Annotated in this window: 15 protein-coding genes and 4 pseudogenes; 14 read left to right on the top strand and 5 right to left on the bottom strand. The window is 69.9% G+C overall.

Annotated elements, in window-relative coordinates; genetic code table 11:
* Positions 1-160 precede the first annotated feature (160 nt).
* Together ACRAKF_RS00440 and ACRAKF_RS00435 are read left to right on the top strand one after the other, a co-directional pair.
* Positions 161-1,033, top strand: coding sequence for a universal stress protein (locus tag ACRAKF_RS00440; RefSeq protein ID WP_447034650.1), 873 nt, complete (start codon positions 161-163; stop codon positions 1,031-1,033).
* Between the two features lie 166 nt (positions 1,034-1,199).
* Positions 1,200-1,892: a response regulator gene (locus tag ACRAKF_RS00435; protein WP_447034649.1), complete on the top strand. Its 693-nt coding sequence runs from the start codon at positions 1,200-1,202 to the stop codon at positions 1,890-1,892.
* Here the strand turns inward: ACRAKF_RS00435 and ACRAKF_RS00430 are convergent.
* Both ACRAKF_RS00430 and ACRAKF_RS00425 read right to left on the bottom strand, forming a co-directional pair.
* Positions 1,846-2,328, bottom strand: a complete 483-nt coding sequence (locus ACRAKF_RS00430; RefSeq protein ID WP_447034648.1) for a pyridoxamine 5'-phosphate oxidase family protein — start codon at positions 2,326-2,328, stop codon at positions 1,846-1,848. The genes ACRAKF_RS00435 and ACRAKF_RS00430 overlap by 47 nt on opposite strands.
* A gap of 112 nt (positions 2,329-2,440) precedes the next feature.
* Positions 2,441-2,908: pseudogene (locus ACRAKF_RS00425) on the bottom strand (hypothetical protein); the annotation flags it as partial.
* Positions 2,909-3,263: 355 nt separating this feature from the next.
* Between ACRAKF_RS00425 and ACRAKF_RS00420 the strand changes: the two are divergent.
* Complete coding sequence (locus ACRAKF_RS00420) at positions 3,264-5,000, top strand: sensor histidine kinase (protein WP_447034647.1); 1,737 nt, start codon at positions 3,264-3,266, stop codon at positions 4,998-5,000.
* A 256-nt stretch (positions 5,001-5,256) separates the two neighbouring features.
* On the opposite strand, the gene ACRAKF_RS00415 is transcribed toward ACRAKF_RS00420, so the two are convergent.
* Entirely contained in the window at positions 5,257-6,078 is an 822-nt protein-coding gene (locus ACRAKF_RS00415) for a DUF1963 domain-containing protein (protein WP_447034646.1), read from the bottom strand.
* 403 nt (positions 6,079-6,481) lie between these two features.
* On the opposite strand from ACRAKF_RS00415, the pseudogene ACRAKF_RS00410 reads away from it, so the two are divergent.
* The 5 genes and pseudogenes from ACRAKF_RS00410 (at position 6,482) to ACRAKF_RS00390 (ending at position 9,894) form a co-directional block, all read left to right on the top strand.
* A pseudogene (locus ACRAKF_RS00410) lies at positions 6,482-7,044 on the top strand (hypothetical protein).
* Positions 7,045-7,226: 182 nt separating this feature from the next.
* Positions 7,227-8,150 (top strand): universal stress protein, encoded by a 924-nt coding sequence (locus ACRAKF_RS00405; protein ID WP_447034645.1) that lies wholly within the window; start codon positions 7,227-7,229, stop codon positions 8,148-8,150.
* Positions 8,147-8,474 (top strand): annotated as a pseudogene (locus ACRAKF_RS00400) (alcohol dehydrogenase catalytic domain-containing protein); the annotation flags it as partial. The gene ACRAKF_RS00405 and the pseudogene ACRAKF_RS00400, both read left to right, overlap by 4 nt.
* 167 nt (positions 8,475-8,641) lie before the next feature.
* Entirely contained in the window at positions 8,642-9,493 is an 852-nt protein-coding gene (locus tag ACRAKF_RS00395) for a universal stress protein (protein ID WP_447034644.1), read from the top strand.
* 224 nt (positions 9,494-9,717) lie between these two features.
* A complete protein-coding gene (locus ACRAKF_RS00390; protein WP_447034643.1) occupies positions 9,718-9,894 on the top strand; it encodes a hypothetical protein in 177 nt (58 codons plus the stop codon).
* 27 nt (positions 9,895-9,921) lie between these two features.
* Here ACRAKF_RS00390 and ACRAKF_RS00385 read toward each other — a convergent pair whose 3' ends face one another.
* On the bottom strand, positions 9,922-10,440 hold the full coding sequence (locus ACRAKF_RS00385; RefSeq protein ID WP_447034642.1) for a hypothetical protein: 519 nt from the start codon (positions 10,438-10,440) through the stop codon (positions 9,922-9,924).
* Between the two features lie 620 nt (positions 10,441-11,060).
* Here ACRAKF_RS00385 and ACRAKF_RS00380 point away from each other — a divergent pair.
* Entirely contained in the window at positions 11,061-11,711 is a 651-nt protein-coding gene (locus ACRAKF_RS00380) for an HNH endonuclease (RefSeq protein ID WP_447034641.1), read from the top strand.
* 162 nt (positions 11,712-11,873) lie between these two features.
* On the opposite strand, the gene ACRAKF_RS00375 is transcribed toward ACRAKF_RS00380, so the two are convergent.
* Positions 11,874-13,193 carry an alpha/beta hydrolase family protein gene (locus ACRAKF_RS00375; RefSeq protein WP_447034640.1) on the bottom strand — a complete coding sequence of 440 codons (1,320 nt, stop codon included), beginning with the start codon at positions 13,191-13,193 and terminating at the stop codon, positions 11,874-11,876.
* 725 nt (positions 13,194-13,918) lie between these two features.
* On the opposite strand from ACRAKF_RS00375, the pseudogene ACRAKF_RS00370 reads away from it, so the two are divergent.
* From ACRAKF_RS00370 to tap, 5 genes and pseudogenes are all read left to right on the top strand, one after another.
* Positions 13,919-14,167: pseudogene (locus ACRAKF_RS00370) on the top strand (ISKra4 family transposase); the annotation flags it as partial.
* A 664-nt stretch (positions 14,168-14,831) separates the two neighbouring features.
* On the top strand, positions 14,832-15,581 hold the full coding sequence (locus ACRAKF_RS00365) for a VOC family protein (protein WP_447034639.1): 750 nt from the start codon (positions 14,832-14,834) through the stop codon (positions 15,579-15,581).
* 291 nt (positions 15,582-15,872) lie between these two features.
* Positions 15,873-16,085 carry a hypothetical protein gene (locus ACRAKF_RS00360; RefSeq protein WP_447034638.1) on the top strand — a complete coding sequence of 71 codons (213 nt, stop codon included), beginning with the start codon at positions 15,873-15,875 and terminating at the stop codon, positions 16,083-16,085.
* Positions 16,086-16,665: 580 nt separating this feature from the next.
* Positions 16,666-17,139, top strand: a complete 474-nt coding sequence (locus ACRAKF_RS00355; RefSeq protein ID WP_447034637.1) for a hypothetical protein — start codon at positions 16,666-16,668, stop codon at positions 17,137-17,139.
* 152 nt (positions 17,140-17,291) lie between these two features.
* The gene (gene tap, locus ACRAKF_RS00350) at positions 17,292-19,562 is read left to right on the top strand and encodes a telomere-associated protein Tap (RefSeq protein WP_447034636.1); all 2,271 of its coding nucleotides are present in this window, start codon (positions 17,292-17,294) and stop codon (positions 19,560-19,562) included.
* Positions 19,563-19,565: the final 3 nt, after the last annotated feature.

Raw genomic sequence — 19,565 nt, 5'->3', positions numbered from 1 at the left:
CCGCGCTCAGGTACCCCTCCGGCGTGGCCGGCGTCATCGAGCCCCATCGGAGCGGAAGGTAGGGCCGATCGGCCCTCTGCGCAGGGCTGCCGTGGTGCGATGCTGTGGAAAGAGGGGTGGCCGAGGCGGCAGCCCCGTCAACGGTATGGAGGCAGCCCCCATGGTCCGCGGTATCGCAGTAGGGGTCGACGGATCCGACGAAGCCTTCGCGGCAGCTGACTGGGCAGCCCGTGAAGCCACCCTGCGCGGTGTGCCGCTGCGCATCGTCAACGCCTGGCTCTGGCAGCCGCTTGACGTGCCGATCGTGCAGGACAAGGACGCCCAGGCCGCATCCGCCAACGCCGTGCTGCGCGACGCGGCGACGCGCGTGACCGGCGAGTACCCCGGTATCGCCCTGTCCACCGAGGTGGTGCAGGACACCCCGGTGACCGTGCTCCTGAAGGAGGCGGAGCAGCACGAGATGGTGGTGCTCGGCTCTCGCGGGCACGGCGCTCTGCTCGGTTTCCTCCTCGGCTCGTACGGCCAGCAGGTGATCGCCGCCGCGACGCGGCCGGTGGTCTCCGTGCGCGCCCGTGAAGGAGCGGCGCGGCTGCCGGAGTCCGGCGACGTGGTGGTAGGCCAGCAGGGCACGGCGGAGGACAGCGGCGCGGTGCTCGAATTCGCCTTCAAGGCCGCGGCCGCACGCGGCGTGACGCTGCGTGCGGTACGGGCATGGAGCCTGCCGCCCCTGTACGCCTACAGCCCCGGCTCGCTGGCCCTGGTGGACGAAGCGGGCGGCCTCGAGTCGTTCGAGAAGAAGGCCCTTGAGGAAGCGCTCGCCCCTTGGCGCAGCCGGTTCCCGGATGTGCCGGTGATCGAGCACGTCGAGATCGGCAGCGGGGCGCAGGTGCTGCTGTCGGCCACGTCGAGCGCGCAACTGCTCGTGGTCGGCCGCCGGGTGCGCCGCGCTCCCGTCGGCACCCGGATCGGTTCGGTGGCCCATGCCGCACTGCACCACGCGGCCTGCCCCGTCGCGGTCGTGCCGCACCCCTGAGCCCGCGGCGCCGCAGAGGCCGCGCGGACACCGGCTGGAGAGCGGACGCCGGCTGGCGAGGCGGACACCGGCTGATGAAGGGAGACCGGTCTCCGCCCACCCGGCGGTTCCGCCCACCCGGCGGTTTCCGGTACCCCACAACACGATGACGAGACAGGAGCCACTGATGGCGGACAGCGAGCGCCCCGGAGTCGATCACCCGATCCGGGTCTTCCTGCTGGACGACCACGAGGTGGTACGGCGCGGTGTGCGTGACCTGCTCGACGACGAACCCGACATCACCGTGGTCGGCGAAGCCGCCACCGTGGAACAGGCCCTGGTCCGTGTCCCCGCGCTGCGTCCGCAGGTCGCCGTGCTCGATGTGCGCCTGCCCGACGGCGACGGTGTGAGCGTGTGCCGGGAGCTGCGCTCCCAGATGCCGGAGCTGGCCTGCCTGATGCTTACCTCCTTCGATGAAGAGGAGGCCCTGCTGGACTCGATCATGGCGGGCGCCTCCGGATATGTCCTGAAGCAGATTCAGGGCGCGGACCTGGTGTCGGCCGTGCGCGCCGTGGCCCGCGGGCAGTCCCTGCTCGACCCCAGCGCCACCGCCAAGCTGATGGCCCGCCTGCGCAAGGGCCAGGAGCCGGAGCCCGAGCCGGACGGGCTGCCGGGCCTGACCGAGCGCGAGCGGGAGATCCTTGCGCTGATCGGCGAGGGGCTGACCAACCGCCAGATCGGCCGGCGGCTCTACCTCGCGGAGAAGACGGTGAAGAACCACATCTCCCGCCTGCTCGCCAAGCTCGGTGTGGAGCGGCGCGTCCAGGCCGCCGTCATGGCCACCCAGGCTCAGGACCGGCGCAAGCAGGACGGACACTGAGCCTCGCGCCGGGCACCCCGGCTGCCGCGTGGCCGCCCAGTTCACGCCCGCTCACCATCTCCGACTCGATGCGTACGAGCACCGCGTCCCGTACCGGCATCCACGAGACGGGGCCACCCTGCGAGATCCGTTCCCGTTCGGCGGGGTCGGTCACCACGGTGGCCCGGCCGGTGACGATCACACTCCAACCCGACCGGGCACGCACGTCGAACTCGTCCGCCTCGAAGGCGACGACGGCATCGTCGATGGCGCGTACGAGGTCGGAGTCCGCTGAGGTGCGCAGCAGGACGGAAGCGTCCGTGCCCAGCGAGAAGTTGACAGGGAGAATCGCCGGCAGCGCCTGTTGGGTGTAGACCACGCGGCCCACCGACGCCTTGGTGAGCAGCCGCAGGCACTCCTGCCGGTCGAGTGAGCGAACGGCGTCGTTCTGGAACATCAGCCCATCCTTGTCCTGATCGGAGTGAAGGGGTAGGGCCGACCGGCCCCATTGCCCCATCGCCCCATTCCCTCCCGGACGCGTCCAGCATGTCGTCGGGCATGGGCATGGGCATGGGCATGCGCGGGTTGGCGGGCGCGCACTGGTCCTCGCAGGGGTTGAGGGTCTGTTGCGGCAGGGCGCCACGCCACGCCACGCCCTCGGTCGGGGTGGCGGCGGGCAGCGCGAGGGCGCGGGCGACGTCCTGGAAGCGTTCGGGGGCCCGCCGGTGTTGTGCCTCTTCTCCCGCGCCGGGGCACTGCCGGCGCGGTCGTTCACCGCGGCCTCGATATGGTCGATGGCGTGGGTCAGGGCGTCGAAGCCGCTGTCGGCGGCCAGGTCCTCGAACACCCCTCGCCCGGTCTCCCTTCTCGACGATGTGGTCGACCTGTTCCTGGGTGAGGCTCTCGTAGTCGTCGAGCGCCTTGAGAGCGGCCGTGACCGGACCGTCCACGGCGACCGCGGTGTCGGACGGGGCCGTGGCGGCGATCGTGTCCGCGGAGTTGATCGTGGCCGCAGCCTGCGAGTCCTGTTGGGCCATGAAGATGAGCCTCCGTCGTCGGGGCCGCCGCGGAACAGACATGGGCGGCGATCAGCCGGGAGGGGCACCGCGGGGGACGGCGCCCCTCCCTGCTTCCACCCTCGTGCGCGATCCGCTGCCGCGGCAGGCACCGAAGGACCCCTCCATAGCCCGTTCGGCCCGCGCCGGTTGGGCCGAACGGCCCGGGCCCCTACCGACCTGACCGCGGTCCTCCAACGACCGGCGGAACTGACATTTCCGGCCAGCCGGCCGACATGGTGGTGGCGGCCGTCATCGCCCTGCTGTTCGAGCCGATACCGTGGCAGTTGCACGGTACGGCTGCCGGCAAGCGGCGGGGGCGTCGAAGGGGTCAGCGGTGGAGAACCCAGAAGGAGTCCGCGAGGCACGGGTGCGTCTGCCGCAGCTGCGGCTGGACGAGCTGCTGGAGGAGCTGCAGGCCCGCCTCGATGCCGCACGTGGCACCCGTGACCGGGTCCACAGCCTCCTGGAGGCGGTGCTGTCGGTGGGCCGGGAGCTGGATCTCGAACAGGCGCTGTACAGCATCGTCGAGGCCGCGGCGGCCCTGGTCGACGCGGAGTACGCGGCCCTCGGGGTGATCGGCCCGGACGGCAAGCGGCTCTCGGCCTTCCACACGGTAGGGGTCAGCGACGAACAGATCGCCCGCATCGGCCCTTTCCCGGAGGGCCACGGCATTCTGGGCGAGCTTATCCGCCGCCCCGAACCGCTGCGGCTGACCAAGCTCTCCGACCACCCCGCTTCCTACGGGTTCCCGGCCCATCACCCGCCCATGAACACCTTCCTGGGCGTCCCCATCCGGGTACGGGACCAGGTCTTCGGCAATCTGTACCTGACCGAGAAGCGGGGCGGGCAGCAGTTCGACGAGGACGACGAGTCGGTCCTGGCCACCCTCGCCGTGGCGGCCGGCGTCGCGATCGACAACGCCCGCCTGTACGAGGAGTCCCGGCTGCGCGAGCGCTGGCTCCAAGTGAACGCGGAGATCACGCACACCCTGATGTCCGGCGCGGACCAGGGCGGCGTGCTGCGGCTGATCGCCGAACGGGCCAGGGAGATCACGGCGTCCGTCCTGAGCGTGGTGGCCCTGCCGGTGAGCGGAACCGACAACCTCGCGGTGGAACTCGCCGTAGGCCACGAGGCCGACGTATGGCGCGGGATCGTACTGCCCGTGGAGGGCACGCTCATCGGGCAGGCGTTCGGCCAACGGGCGCCGGTCAGCAGTCCGGACGTCTCATGCGACTCCAGGGTCTCGGCCGGCCCGCCGCGCTTCGACGGGCTGGGGCCGGCCGTTGCCGTGCCGATCGGCACGGGCGACGATGCCCGCGGTGTGGTGCTGCTGGTCCGGCGGTCGGGCGGCCCTGAGTTCTCCGGGAAGGAGACCGAGCCGCTCCAGGTCTTCGCAGCACAGGCCGCCGTCGCCATGGAGCTGGCGGAACGTCGGCAGGATGCCGAGCAGATCGCCCTGCTGGAGGACCGCGACCGCATCGCACGCGACCTGCACGACCTGGCGATCCAGCGGCTCTTCGCCACCGGCATGACGCTGCAGAGCGCGGGCCGGCGAGTCCGGGACGACGTGGCTTCCGAACGGATTCTGCGGGCCGTGGACGACCTCGACGAGACCATCAAGATCATCAGGTCGACGATCTTCGGGCTGCGCTCCCGCGACGACGACGCGGCTCCCGGTCTGCGCTCCCGCGCGGTACGCGCGGTCGGCGAGGCCGCTCCGCTGCTGGGCTTCGCCCCCAGCGTCCGGATGGAGGGCCTGCTCGACACGCACGTCCCCGCGGAGACCGCCGACCACGTCCTGGCCGTCCTCACCGAGGCCCTGACCAACATCGCCCGGCACGCCCGTGCGCACCGCGCCGACGTCGTGCTGGAGACCGATGGCAAGCAGGTCCGTCTGACGGTCACGGACAACGGCGTCGGCATCCCGGCCGCAGGCCGCCGCAGCGGGCTGACCAACATGGCCGAGCGGGCGCACAAACTCGGTGGGGACATGAAGCTGAGCAGGCAAGACAGCGGAGGCACACGGCTCATGTGGCATGCACCGCTGGGGCAGGCCGCGGACGCGTCATAAGAGCTTGCGGAGAGCCTGCGGAGAGCTTTCGGATGCTTCGCACGCCGTGGTGACGCGCCTTTCCGGGGCGCGGCGACGGCACGCTGGAGGTCGTCCCGATCACGCAGTGCCCTGACAACGCCCTCCAAGTGATCTCCCGAAGGGCAGCACCGATGCGCTGTGCCCGCTGTGGGTGCCATGGGTGCCATGGGTGCCGTGGGTGCCGTGTCGTCCAGCGTAGGCGTGTACGAGATCACGGAAGGTTCAAGGCGATCTCTCAGGCCATTTCGACGTAGCGGTGGACCCTGTCGAAGCGCTGGGCCGTCACGTCCCGGCGGCGGACCACCCAGTGGGCCACGCCGGAGTCCAGTGCCGTGACGTCCTCGCCGCACCTCCAACTGGCCAGAAGAGCCCAGTCGTCGGCGTCTTCTCCGTGGGCCGTACCGTCCTGCGCCCACGGGCCGGCGTCTTCGGGATCGCGGGCGTAGTGGACGGGGTCGTTCTGGGGCGAGACCGGGTGGCCGCCGATCTGCAAGCTCCAGGCAGGACGGTGGCCGCCCACGTGTGCCCAGGCGTCGCTGAGTTCGTCGGCGAGTTCGAACTGCTCGTCCTCGGGGAAGCCGCCCCATCTGTCGATGGCGAAGCTCTCCGGCATCTGCGCGCTCGGCTGGTGCCAGACCGTGCGGAGCTCACGCGGCAGGTACGGCTCGCGCCAGCTGAGTTCGAGGGGGCTCCGGGTCGTCGGGGTCCCGGCGGGGACGTACAGCACCGCGTCGGACACTTGCCCCCCGATGCCATGCATTTCGGTGCCGGAGAAGAGGAGCAGATGGCCGTCGGCGGGGAGCGGGAGGCCGGTGGCGTCCGGCGGAAGAGCCGCGAGGTCGACGGAGGCCACGAAGTGATCGGACGGCCTCGGCACGCCGTGCGGCAGCATGGGGTCGCCGCCGATCCGGGCCACGAGGGGACCGTCACCGCCCTCCGCGAAGTACGCTGCCGGACGGGTGACACGTATCCATTCCTCCACCTCCTCCGATGGCAGGCCCTGGGAGGCCGCCTCGGCCCGGAAGCGGTTCACTCTGTCCACGCTCGCATCGGTCACCGGACCACACTAACGGGCTCATGGGCGGGCAGTGGCGGGACCGAACTCGCACGAAGACAAAGCCCTTTGGCGATACTGACCGCCCGTGCCCGCAAGCGGCACCCGACGCTCGCGCTCACCGGCTCATGACCGAGGTGAACCGCGTCGCAGCAGGGCCGGATGTGGTGCAAGGAAGGGGCGGCCACGGCCGCAGGCACCCGGACCTCACAACGCCAAGCCGGTGGGCCCGCTTCAGCCTGCCGCCCTCCCGTGCTCCAGTCCTCCCGTCCTGGCGGCCGCACAGGCGCGCACAGCTCTGCCCGACTACGGACACACCATCCGTCTCGTTACGTGGCTGAACGGCCCGCGCCAGAAGGGCTGTTGGGGCCCAGACCGCGGACCGTAGGCGCCCGGTGCGGGAGCGGTGCCCCCACTGCTGTCCCTCCGCAGGAACCGGACCACCGCCACACCCGGGCCCGCGGTGTCGGCACGCAGCGCCGCTCACACCGTCGGCGCCTACGCCCTGGCCTCGGCGCGCCTGCTGATGGGCTTCGCCTTCCTGTGGGCCTTCCTCGACAAGACGTTCGGCCTCGGCTACTCCACCGCCTCCGGCAAGGGCTGGATCGACGGCGGCTCGCCCACCCAGGGGTTCCTCGGCCATGGCTGTTCATGCTGGGGCTGCTCGGCATCGGCCTCGCGCTGACCGCCGGGGTGGGCCTGCGTCTGGCGGCGTTCGCGGGCACCGTGCTGATGGCGCTGATGTGGGTGGCCGAGTGGCCACCGGCCCGGCACCTGTCGGACGGCTCCGCGAGCATGTCGACGAATCCGTTCGTCGACCACCACCTCGTCCACGCCGTGGTGCTCGTCGCCCTCGCCGCCACCTCCGCAGGCGTCACCTTCGGTCTTGGCCGGCTGTGGGCCAGGCTCCCGTTCGTCCGCGGCAACGGACGGCTGCGCTGGGCATCCCGGCACACCGGGCCCCGCTGACGGTCCCGCCGCTCCGGGCCCCAGTTGACGGTCCCGCCGCACCGGGCCCCAGCTGACGGTCCCGCCGCACCGGGCCGCCGATGGGGCCGGTCGGCCCCTGCCCGGGACCAGCGGCCTCTGCCCCGGGCGCGCCCTGAACGAGAAGCTGAAAGCGCACCACCCCGACGCAGGAGGAGGGCACCATGCCCCGCACGATCACCGTAGGGCTCGATGGATCGCCCGAGAGCCGTGCCGCCGCGGAATGGGCGGCCCGCGAGGGGACCCTGCGCGACCTGCCCGTCAAGCTCGTCCACGTGTGGCAGCCCGTGCCGGAGCCGATCGCCCAGGCGCCTCTCCTGGGCGCCGAGACCCATCAGCAATGGGCAGAACGGATCCCCCGCGCAGCCGCCGAGGGCCTGCGCCTGCGCCACCCGGGTACCGAGGTGACCATCGAGCAGCGGGCCGGCACTCCCGTTGACGTCCTGGTGGACGCCGCCCGCGACGCCGACCTGCTGGTCCTGGGCTCCCGCGCGCTGAGCGGGCTCGGCGGTTTCCTTCTCGGGTCCGTCGGACAGGCCGTGGTCGCCCGCACCGAAACACCCGTCGTCCTGGTACGGGCCGGGGAACAGGCCGCCGACGAACACGTCATGGACCCCTCCGGCATCCCGTCCGCCGCCACCGCCTTCCGGCCCATCGTCCTCGGCCTCGACACCGGGGGCCCCGATGACACCGTGATCGCCTTCGCCTTCGAGGCGGCACGGCGCCGCGGCACCGGACTGTACGCCGTCCACGCCTGCAACTGGCCGCCGTACTACGCCTACAGCCTGGCCACCGACACCGACACCGACACCGACACCGATCCGAACGGTGACATCGCCCGGCAGCAGACCGCCGAACTCGCCGCGATACTGCGCCCCTGGCGGCACAAGTACCCGGACGTCGAGGTCGTGGAGACCTGCCGCCCCGGCAGCGCGGCGAACCTCCTGATCGACACCTCCCGCAACGCCTCCCTCGTCGTCGTCGGCCGCCGCGTACGCCGCAACCCCTTCGGCCTCCACATCGGCGCCATCGCCCACGCGGTACTGCACCACGCAAGCACCCCCGTCGCCGTCGTCGCCCACGACTGACCCGCACAAGAAGCGAGAACAACAAGCAAGCAGCGGTCATACGCGAGTTCGGCGGACCCCCGGTCATCGAGGAGCGCCCGGGACCTGAGCCCGACCCCCGCCAGGTCCGTGTCCGTCTCGAGGCGTCGGGGCTGTGCCACACCGACACCCACGCCCCGCACGGCGACTGGCCGGTCAGGCCCACCCCGCCGTTCGTGCCCGGCCACGAGGGCGTCGGCCTCGCGGAGAAACGCGGCGACGGCGTCAGCCACCCTGCCGTCGGCCAGCGCGTGGCCGTGCCGCGGCCGGGCAGGGCGCGGACGCTGTGAGCACTGCCTGTCAGGCGGGAGACCAGGACCTCGCCGAGGTCTTCCAGCTCCACGCGGCAGGCCGAACCAGAGTCACCCGCGAGACCCGCCCGCTCGCCGCCGTCAACGCATCCAACGAGAGGCCCAGCGCGGTCAGATCAAGGCCCGCATCGTCTCCGACCTCGGCACGGAAGGCTGAAAACCATGTCTCTCCCCCTCATCGTCGGCGTCGACGGCTCCGAACCCAGCCTGCGGGCCGTCGACTGGGCGGCCGACGAGGCCGCCCAGCGCCAGGTGCCCCTGCGGGTGGTCCATGGCTGCCTCTGGGAGCGGTACGAGGGCACCGCGCTCGCGCCCGAACTCCTCGCATCCTCCGGACCTGCGACCGCCGAGGACATCGTCGCTGCCGCTGCCCGCCGAGCGCTGCGCCGCCACGCGGACCTCCGCGTCACCACCGCGGTCGTGCCCGAGGAACCCGAGTACGTCCTGGTGCGCGAGAGCCGCAACGCCTCCGCCGTCATCGTGGGCACCCGCGGCCGCGGCGCACTCGCCGATGCGCTGCTGGGCTCCGTCAGCCTGACCGTGGCGACCCACGCCCACTGCCCGGTCGTCGTACTGCGCGGCAGTCACGACAACCGGGCCGCAACAGGACGACACGCCCGCATCGTCGTCGGCGTTGCCGCTGCGCCAACGGCGGGAGTGCGCTTCGCCTATGAGGAGGCGCGGCGGCGCGAGGTCCCGCTGGAGGCGGTGCGGGCCTGGCGGTGCCTCGCGCGCGAGACGGCTGATCACCCCCTGCTCACGGGCAACCCCGAGCGGCTGTACGAGGAACAGGCCGCCAAGGAACTGGAGGCCGCCCTCGCCGACGCCCCGCCGGAGGTGACCCTGCACAGGCGCACCGCCGAGGGGCCCGCTCGCCGAGTACTCCTCGCCGCCTCACACGAGGCCGATCGCCTGGTCGTGGGCCGGCGCCACCCCAAACGCCTCGGGCGTGTCGCTCATACTGTTCTGCACCACTCCGACTGTCCGGTCGCGATCGTGCCCGACACCATGTGAGAACAACGCTGTTGCGCCCAGCCCTGCCGCACGGTCCGCGCTCGTATGGCGGGGAGGTGCAGCCACCCGCCGTCGCGACACCCGGGTCCAGATGAAAGAGGCCGACCGGTGAGCGACTACGACGCAATCGATGCCCTGCTTGCCTCCGTCGGCCCGCAGACCGAACTCCCGCCTCAGCTCTCCGCCATGGCCTGCGGGAACGGGCGGGGCTGTCCCAAGCGCAGATGGCCCGCGCGCTGGGAGTAAGCCCCTCCCCGCTCAGCGGCTGGAAAAGCGGCCGTGACCCGGCCGGTGAGACCAGCACCAAACACGCGTACCTGCAGGAGAGCCTGAGTTCCAAGCTGCAAGAACGAGGACGCCCGTCTCATCGACATCATCCGGGGAATTCAGGAGGCTCCTGACAAAGCGCTGGTGATGACGACACGTGACTACATCCTGGAGCACGCCGTGCAGAAGCACGCCAGGCTTGGTGCCGCGGGCGTCTCCCGGCGACCAGCGTCGTCCACCTCGCTGACCTGAGTCTCGGTGTCAGGGGCCAGATCCTTTACCACCACGTCCATCACGCGCAACTGCTCGCCGAGCAGAAATGGCCGTTCGCCGACCGGGCTGTCTGGCAGTCCATCGTCGAGCACCGCAACTTCAGCCCCCGGCTGATCGAGGAGACGCTCCGGCTCGCCGCCCGGCCGGAGCAGGACATCGCCGCCGCCGTGCGGAAGAACCTCGACGAACCTCGCCGCATCTGGGAACGGATCGTGGAAAGCGATGTGACCGACGAAGCGGTGCATCGCCTCGAAGTCCTCTTTACGCTGCGACAGCCACATTGGACACGCTGAGCGAATCGAATCCTGGTCCTGGTATCGCAAGGAGCGTGGGCTGGATGCGGACGTGCGGACCCTCCGCAAGGTGCCGCAGGTGTTGACGGCACGATGCTCGCCGTTGAGCAGCACGCTGCGTCCTTCCGCAATCTGTCTATCGCGGACTACCTCCGCTTCCATCTCGACTCCGGGCCGGCCTCAATGGCCGCGCTCGTCGACCCGGTGCAGCTCCACAGCCTGATCGACGCAGCCGGAATGGCGGACGGGACGGGACGGGCATCCTCGCGCAGCTCAAGGTGGAAGCCGCACGGACCGAGTCAGCGGTGCTGGAGACGGCAGAGTTCGTCGAATGGTGCAACGCGTGGCACCTTACGAAGCTTGGCGAACAGGTCGACCAACTTCGGACGGCGGCGAAGTCCTCACCCCTAAAGCAACGAGGAGCGGGACCGCGAGGTAATCACCGAACTGATGAAGGGGCTGAGAGACTCGGGTCCAGGGCGGTTTCGAGACGGTCGTTCATGTGGTGGTGGCGGATTCGAAGCCCAGGACGAGAACGGTCGAGCCGCCTCTCGTGCCCGTTCGGTCGGAAGCTGCGGGGCACCCGTTGTACTGTCCGTGAGGCTTCGTTTGGCAGTGGCCGCTGTTACCGTTCCTCGCCTGCTCCGACATAATGGCAAGGGGGAAACGTGCCTACCGCGCAGCCTGCAATACCACGGGGGATCCGAGCGGACCAGCCGACATGGGTATGGCTGATGGTTCTCACTGCACACCAGGGACTCTGTGTGTACTGCGGGAAGAGCGCGACAACGCTGGACCATGAGGAGCCGGTGAAGGACAACGGGGCTGACATCTGGTGGAACTTCGTTCCGGCGTGTGAGAGCTGCAACAAGCGGAAGAGCAAGCGCACCGCGAAGAGGTGGGCCGCAGACATGGACCTGAGCTATCTCTTCCCGAAGGCTGGCTTCAGCACGAAGCCGATGCGCCCCCAGGTGTATCGCGGCATCCCTGGGCGTGTGGAGCGAGCCCAGAGCGAGATCGCGGACACCGACCGACGCGACTGGTTCCGTCACCACTACGGCAAAGAGAAGCACAGGAACAAGGCGGGCATGTTCGAGGTACTCGAACGCTGCAAGAAGGAGTTGAAGAGCTACCCCCACAAGTCGTGGACAACCCCGAAGGTTCGCGAGACCAAGGCGGATACATGCGTCCGCCAGATGTGCTGCCCATGGAAGCATCCCGACGCCTGGAGCTTCGCACCGACGATGATCCTCGCGGGCAAGGAGCGCGAGGCGTTCCGCAGGGCGGCGTACCAGGCACAACTCGGTGAGGGTGAGCTTCTTGTTGAGCTGGTGAAGCGATACCTCGCTGAGCGAGGCCGTGACCTGGGCGACTTGGAGTCATGACCGGGCTTCACCATCGGCCACGCCGGGCGCCGAGCGGCGCAGCGCGCCGAGAATCAGCGATGGACAGACGAGCTGGACAGCGAGGACCGGCAAGCTTGATCGGACCGGAATTTACCCCGAGTGAACGCCCACGGGTGCAAACTCAATGTGGCACCCTCCAGGTCACCGAGGCGCCCACCGAGCCGGTACCGGTGGTCGGCGCGAGGCCGGGTCATCGGTTGCTCCCCGTCCGGAGTGTGCCGAACCAGCGCACCACCTCAGCTGTCCCCTGCACGTTCGAGCCGAGGTGTCGTGACTTCTGGTGGTCGACGGCGCCGAGGTCGATGATCGACACCCCGATTCCCCTCTCTTGGAAGGATGCAGCGCAGCTGGCCGTGTTTCGGACGGTTGCCTGCTCATCGTCCTGTGCGATGTAGAGCCGAATCGGTGCCTTGGGCTTCCAGTCCTTGCACAGCTGTCGGTTTTCCGTAGCCCGGCCGCGAGGCCGCCCTTGGGTCGGTCCAGCAGGTCGCGCCCGTACGGGGTCAGTAGTTCGTCCAGCGTGCGGGGCAGCGCATTGATCATCTGTGGGCCGGTGTGCATACCGTCGAACAGCTCCTCCACGCGAGGGTCGCGGAACACCTCGCCCGATTTGTCGTACACGTCGTGGACGCGGTCGAAGGCGACCAGGGTGTACGCGGCGTATGCCATGCTCGATCTCGGCTCCAACTCGCCGTCGCCCGCGAGCAGCGCCGGGATCTCCGCTCCTTGGAAGTCGTAGGCCCCGCTGATGGGGGCCAGCGCGCCAAGCCCGAAGTACCGGTCCTCGCCCGCCTGGAGGGACCTGCCGAGCCCGAGCGCGGCCGACGCGCCCTGCGAGAAGCCGGTGACCAGGACGTCGCGGTCCAGGGTGTGTCCAGTGCGTGGTGTGAACTGGCGGGCTGCGCGCAGTAGATCCAGGGAGGCCGTGGTCTCGGAGGGCACATCCATCCAGGGATGCTTGCCGGGTCCTGTGCCCATGCCGAGGTAGTCGGGTGCGACGGTGGCGAAGCCTGCGGAGGCGTACGTGATGGAGGGGCCGGTCAGGAACACCTTCCGCTGCATCGAGGGCGCGTCGATGCGGTGAACGCCGGTGCCATGGGCGAACGAGACGGTCCGCAGACGCCCTTTGACTCCGCGCGGAACGGTGAACAGCCCGCTGGCGGTGGTTGGGCGGCCCTTTGCGTCGATGGTGCGGTAGACGAGTCGGTACGCGTCCACACCGTGATCGGCGGCGCCGGGGGCGTACCCGGAGGCGGCGAGCTCGGCCGCGGAGTCCTTGGCCGACGTGAGGATGTAAAGCAACTCGGCGGAGAGCAGAGTGCCGCGCTGGGCGGCGGCGTTGGAGGAAGGCGCGGCGGACGTCCGTGATTCGGCGCTGACGACGCCGGCCCCGGCGAGGAGTGCGGCGACAGCGGCTGCGGTGACTCGGCGGTGGCGGTACGAGGTTCGAGCGACAAGCACGGTGCGTTCTCCCTCAGCTCTGACTCATCTCTGACTGAACCGAAGTGAGTCTCCAACGGGAACGGTGCTGGACGCACTGGTGCACACCCCCGGGCGTGGGGGAGGGGTAGGCCCCGGGTGCCGGCCTTGTGATGGCGGGCATGGAGGACCGCCCTCCGCTCTTCAACGGTGGGTGTGGCCACCCTTCTGTTCGTAAGGACAGCTGGCAGAACGCTGATGGCCCAGCTTTTTTTGGAGGGTCGCCGTGACCGGCCTTGAGCTGTGGTCGGGCTTTCGAGGGGCCGACCACCGGTTCCGTCGCCGGTGGGGCGGGTAGTGATGCGGATGTGCCAGGGGGTCCTGAGCGGCAGTTTCATCCGCACGGGGCTGGTGTGGTGATGGTCCCGCCGTGGCGTGAGGGGCTGTCGGCGGCGGTGTTGCCGGATGTGTACCGGGACATCATGGAGGTGTGGCGGACGCGCCGGGCCCGTTGCAGGCCAAGCAGATCGTGCCGCGGATCGGGCTGTCCGCGATGGCCGGGAAGATCGAGGGCACGCGGGCCAAGCTCAGGCGCCTGGTGGAGCGGGGCTGGGCTGACCGAGGACGCGCCGGGACGCTTGACCCTCGCCCGCCGCGATGCGTGCCTCGACCCGCCTGACGGTCAGTGACCAATGGACCCTTCTCCGTAGATTCGTAGGTACCAACCAAACGAATCACTGCCGAAGAAGAGCCCGCGATGAAACCCTATGCGGCAGCTGCTGCGGGACCACCTCGATCAGCGAGCCAGGACCGAGGAGGCCGCGCTGCCGGCAGGCGCGGGGCAGCCGCCGGCGGTCGGGCCCGAAGGACACCGGCGGACCTGGCGCGAGCGAGGCCATCGCCACCTGCTGACCTGTGTGTTCGGGCCGGTCCAGGTGGCCCGGATCGCCCGTCGCGGACGGGGTGTCACCAACGTGCATCCGGCCGACGAGGTACGTTCGCTGACCGCTTCCAGGGCCGCGAGCAGGGAAAGGCCGCGAGAGTGCCGGCCTGCAGGCGTCGGGTCGGTGGCCAGCAGTTCGATGCCACTGCTGGGGAGTTGCTCGCTCGCCAGAAGGATTCTGTCAGCGGGGTAGAAGCGTCCCTGCGGGGTTTCTCCCGGGCATGCCGGCCAATCCGAGGCTTCCGGCGAGCGGTAGACCGGTGGCCGCGATGGTCGGTCTACCGAACGGCTAAGGCTCCCCACTCCTCATGGGCCCAGGCATCCTCCAAGGTCCGAAGGTTGAAAGCCGAGCATGGGCGCCCCGCTCACTGAGCGTCACGGGTCCTGGGGGTCAAGCACTGCCCACTCACTGGCTGTGGGGACGAACCGTGCGGGCGTATGTGTTTCCACGGGGCGGTTACCGCCGCGATCCGCCTGTGGCTTGGTCTGCAGCGGAGTGTCCTGTTCAGAGGTCCTTGGCCCGTGGGTCTTTTTGACGGGGTGGATGTCTTGGTGGTGGGAGTGTGCGAGGAAGTGTCCGATAGATCAAGCCGGATGCCGGTCTCCACCACGACCCGTCACCGCACGCCAGGATCGTCGACTTCCTCCGGGGGCTTCTGCTGTCGGCTTCCGAGGCTGCGGCAAGGCACACTGCTGGTGGCGTGGTCCCTACCTGCAGAGCCCTCCAGGAGCGTGTAATGCATCTTGAATCACCGGAGTTCGACCACCTTCTGCACTGTGTCCCCGATGTCGAGTCGGCCACCGAGGCGTACACGGCGGCCGGCCTTCCGGCACATGCCAACCGGCCGTATCTGGGCTTCCGGAACGGCGCCTGGCGGCTCGACACCCGCTATGTCGAGATCCTCACCTTGGTGGACCGCGCCGAGTTCACCAGCTCACCTTTCGGCCAGGCCATGACCGCATGGATGCCGCACGTCGAGGCGCTGCTCGCCGCGGGCGGAGGCGCGCTCAATTTCGCTGCGCATGTGACGGACGTGAACGCCACCACGGAGCGGCTCCGTCGCGCCGGATACCAGGTGGACCTGCATGTTTTCGCCCGTGAGGGCTCACCGGTGTCATTCACCGAAGCCGTGCTGCGGGATGTCCCCGCATGGGCTCCGTTCTTCATCACGTACACCCCGGACCGGCAGGTCATACTCGACCGGTACAGCGCGGGGCGGGTCGCGCGCGGTCCGCACGACCTGGCCGGCTTCGTCATCGAAACCCCCGAACCGGCGAGCTCCGCCGCGTGGTTGGGTGAACTTCTCGACATCCCGGCCGACCGGGCGAGGAACGTGGTGCCGTTGCCGGGTGCGGAAGTGCACTTCACGCCGGGCCCAGCCGACGCGATCACCACGCTGATCCTGACCGAGGGGGCTCCGCCTTCGGTATCCGTCGCGGGCTTGGATCTCCGCCCCCTGGGCGCTGTTCCGCCGGACCAGCCCTAGCCGGTCCTCGGTGAACGGGTGCGGTGGGCTCGCGTATTTGGGCGATCACGTGCCCGGATACAGCCAAGCCCGCGATGAGGCGGCGGCGCTCGCGGCTGTGCCCGGCACCTCGCGGGGTCCCGAGCTCGGTGGGCGAGCAGCAACAGCACGCCGCTGGTGGACATAATGCTGCTGGGCACCAAGCAGGCGGCCCGGCTGTTTCCCGGCACTCCGCTCGCCCAGGCATTCCAGATCGAGGCAACACCCGCCACGGCCTCCGCATCGACGTCACATCGCTGAGCCTGCCGGATGGTGCCCGGCCACGAGAAGAAGGCCGACGGCACGGTGCCCAGCGGCAGCCACGGCGACCACCAGAACACGGTCGCCGCGCTCAGTACCGCCGCGATGGCGGCCGCAGTGCCCCACGCCAGCCGGAAGTGGCGGCTGAAGACGCTGTTGAGGCTGATGCTCCAGCTGTACTCGCCCCTCTCGTGCCGCAGCTTCGCGCGCAGGAGCGGCCAGTAGTCGAAGTGCAGATCCTACGGTTCGACCAGCAGGACCGTGCCGATGAGGGATGAGGCGGGTCCCGGACCCGCGGGAGGTGGGGTCGAGGCGGGTGGAGATGGCGCAGTCGAGCGGCGCGGTGCCCATCATCAGCAGACCGTCCAGGGCCCGGCCGCTCTGCAGTGCAGTGACCTGCCGGGTCTGCAGCTCGCTGTGGCGCGCTCTGTGTCCGGGAGGTCGTTGGCGGCGCGCTCGCGGCGCTGGTAGCGGTGGCCAAGGGCGGTGGGCCGTGCGGCAGGCGAAGCCGCATTCGACTGCACAGCTTCCCTCGTGGTTTTGACCTGCCCGAACGACCTGTCGCAGTGAATGCTGAGCGTTCCCGCTGAAGGTTGAGTACCGATCCCTGTGGGGAGGAGTCGGCAGGGCGCAGCGACGTGCTGCTACGGCAAGCCGCCGGCCGCTGCGCCCGGCCGTTGCGGTGGACCGAGAATCCCACGCGCGAGGAGGCGGAGGCGGGGCAAAGACCTGATGCCGTCCGCCGCTGAGCGGCTGTGGCTGCATCGCTGGCGGGAGTGTCGTACCAGGGCGATACCTTGCCGCCATGGCTGACATTTTTGAGCTCTCCATCGTCCTGAACCTGCGGGAAAGCCTGTCGGACGAAGAGGTCACCGAGCTTCGGTGGCATCTCGGGCTGGGCGACAAGCCGGATACTCTCCGCCTCGTGACCTCGTTTCCGGTCGTGGTGGTGGACGACTGCGGCGAACCCGTCATAGAAGACCACCCCGTGCCGCTGCTCGGCCGACAAGGCGAGGCGTGGAAGGTGGACGGAGCACTCGTCGCGGTGTTGCTGCGCCCGGAAGAGGCCCGTCAGGGGTCATGGGTCCTGACCGTTCGGCAGGAGATTCACTCCGACGAGTTCGACTCCATCGGTGAACTGCTCAGGTGGCTGGCTACCAAAGCCGATGACCGGCACCATTCCTCCACCGGTGGGGTCCACCTGGGCTGGACCAGGTTCTACGAGTCACATCAGTACGAGCCCTTGGTGGTTCGAGACGGCGAGGTCGTGTGGCCGTAAGGCCTCGGCTTCGCTCGCCCTCATCCAGGGCAGGACACCTGCATCCACGCCTACCGCAAACGCGTTTCGTACGCGATACATGCGTGGTGCGTACGCGATACATGCGCGACCTGTGCGGTTCCTGGGCTAGGGTGTTGCTCAGGAGGTGTTGGATGTCCGAGTTGTTCGATCGGGTCGATGCGCTGGTCGCGTCCCGGTCTGTGCTGCCGCCGCCGGCGGAACGCAAGCGGCTGCGTCAGGCGCACGGCCTGACACTGGACGAAGTGGCCGCAGCCCTGGACGTGCGGCGGGCAACCGTCAGTGGCTGGGAGGCCGGCAAGACGGAGCCGCGGCCGCCGGAGCGCGACGCGTACGCACGGTTGCTGGACAAACTCGCGGAGCTCTACCCCGCCGACGCCAACTCCGCGGCGCCCGCTGAGGACACGGCCCTTCCCGCAACATTCGCGCACGCTCCCGCTCCCGCTCCCGCTCCGGCGCCGGAAGCGCGACCGGTGTCCACAGACACCGGATCCGACGCTGCGGCCATGACCGCGACCGAGAACACTCAGACCTCGGCCCCCGTCGCCCCAGCTCCGGCCATTGCGTCAGGTCCGGCGGGCACTGCCAGGCCGTCGTCGACATCGCGCCGTCCGGTCGCGCGAAAGGCGGCCCCGGCCACGGCCCCGGCCACGACCCCGGCGGGCGGCACCGACCCGCGGTTCGAGAACGGTCCGCTGGCGGTCGTCGACGTCGACACCGACGGCCAGGCATACGCGTACTGCGTCGGCGGCCTGGTCCTGGACGTGCCCGCCAAGAGCATCCCGTCCCTGGTGGAGTGGACGCTCAAGGAAGCCAGGCTCGGGGCGCCGAAGTTGTCCGGGCCGGGCAAGGACGCCGATCCGCTGCTGGTGCTCACCGAGTCGGCGCTCAAGCGCTATGGCCTGCCGGTCGCCCTCACGGAGGAGGAGCGGCATGCCGGGCGGGTCCCGGAGGGCCATAAGGTCATCAAGCAGTTGACGCGCGCCAATTGGCAGCTGACGAAGCGCGGGTTCGGGCCGTGGGCGCGGATCTACCGCCCCGCGCAGGGTTCGGAGCGGGCCTGCGTCCAGTTGTGCATCCCGTCGTGGAACGCGCTGGACACGCGGCACTGGGGCGAGGCCGGGCAGTTGCCGCCGGCGGAACTCGCGCGCGTGCTGGGCGTGTACGCCTCGAGGGTGATGACGCCGCGCGGTTCGACCGCGGTGACCGGTCTGGAGCTGATGACCGCGCTGCACCCGCCGACCCGCGCTTCCGAGCCGGACGCGACGGGGGTGCGGCACTCCGAGCACAACCCCGGCAGCCTGGGCAAGGACCCGGTGGACTGCGCGCCGTGCGAGGCCCCTGACGGGCACCCGCTGCTCAAGGACCTGCCGCGCTTCCACGTCCGCGGCCCGGGGGAGAAGCTGTTCGAGGAGGCGTACGACTGGGCGCGGTCGATGACGGATGCCGAGTGCACCCTGCGGCACCTGGTCGGTATCGACGTGAACATGGCCTTCGCCGCCGGCGCCAACGGCCTGAATGTCGGCCTCGGTGCGCCGACACATGTGAAGGCGCCGGTGTTCGATGCCAAGCTGCCCGGCTCCTGGCTGGTCGACCTCTCCCATGTGGACCTGTCGCGGGTGAAGGTCGGAAAGGACACGTGGGCCGACCTGGACGCCAGTCTGCTGCCCAGCCCGTTCACGCCGAAGGGCGAGCAACCACAGGCCCCGGCCTGGTACGCGACGCCCACCGTCGCGTACGCGGTGGAACTCGGCTACGACGTCGCACCGGTCGAGGCGTACGTCCGCTACGAGAACGGCCGCTACCTGGACGGCTGGTACAACCGGCTGCGCGACGCCTACCTCGCCACGATGGCCGACCTCGGCGTGCACGCGGAGATGGAGCCGGCCGACGTCCTGGCGGCAATGAACGGCTGGCGGCAGCGCGACCCTCAGCTGGCGATCGTCGTGGACGCAGTCAAGGCGACGGTCAAGGGTGGCCTGGGCAAGCTGCGCGAGCGCCCGCGCGGCGAGGGCTGGAAACCCGGGCAGCCGTGGCGCGCTCTGTCCCGTCCGACCTGGCGGCCGGACATCCGCGCGGCGGTCATCTCCCGCACCCGGATCAACCTGCACCGCAAGATCGTCAAGCACGCGGCGTTCACCGGGCAGTACCCCATCGCGGTCCTGTCCGACTGTGTCGTTTACGCGGCTCACGGCACCAGCCCCCTGGACTTTCTGCCCTACCGGGACGGCAAGCCGCTGCCGGGTGGTTTCAAGCTCGGCATCAACCCGGGCCTGGTCAAGCACGAGGGCACCCAGTCCGTCCTGTGGGGCGAAGAGGTCCGCGAGCGGTTCAACGCGCCCGAGCTCAACCTCGCCCGGTACATCAAGGACGGAACCGTCACCGACGTCGACAACGGAGAGTAGGAG

The sequence above is a fragment of the Streptomyces sp. DSM 118878 genome (assembly GCF_052936595.1).
Note: the sequence above shows the minus strand (reverse complement) of the source record. Positions and strands in the feature narration are given on the sequence as shown.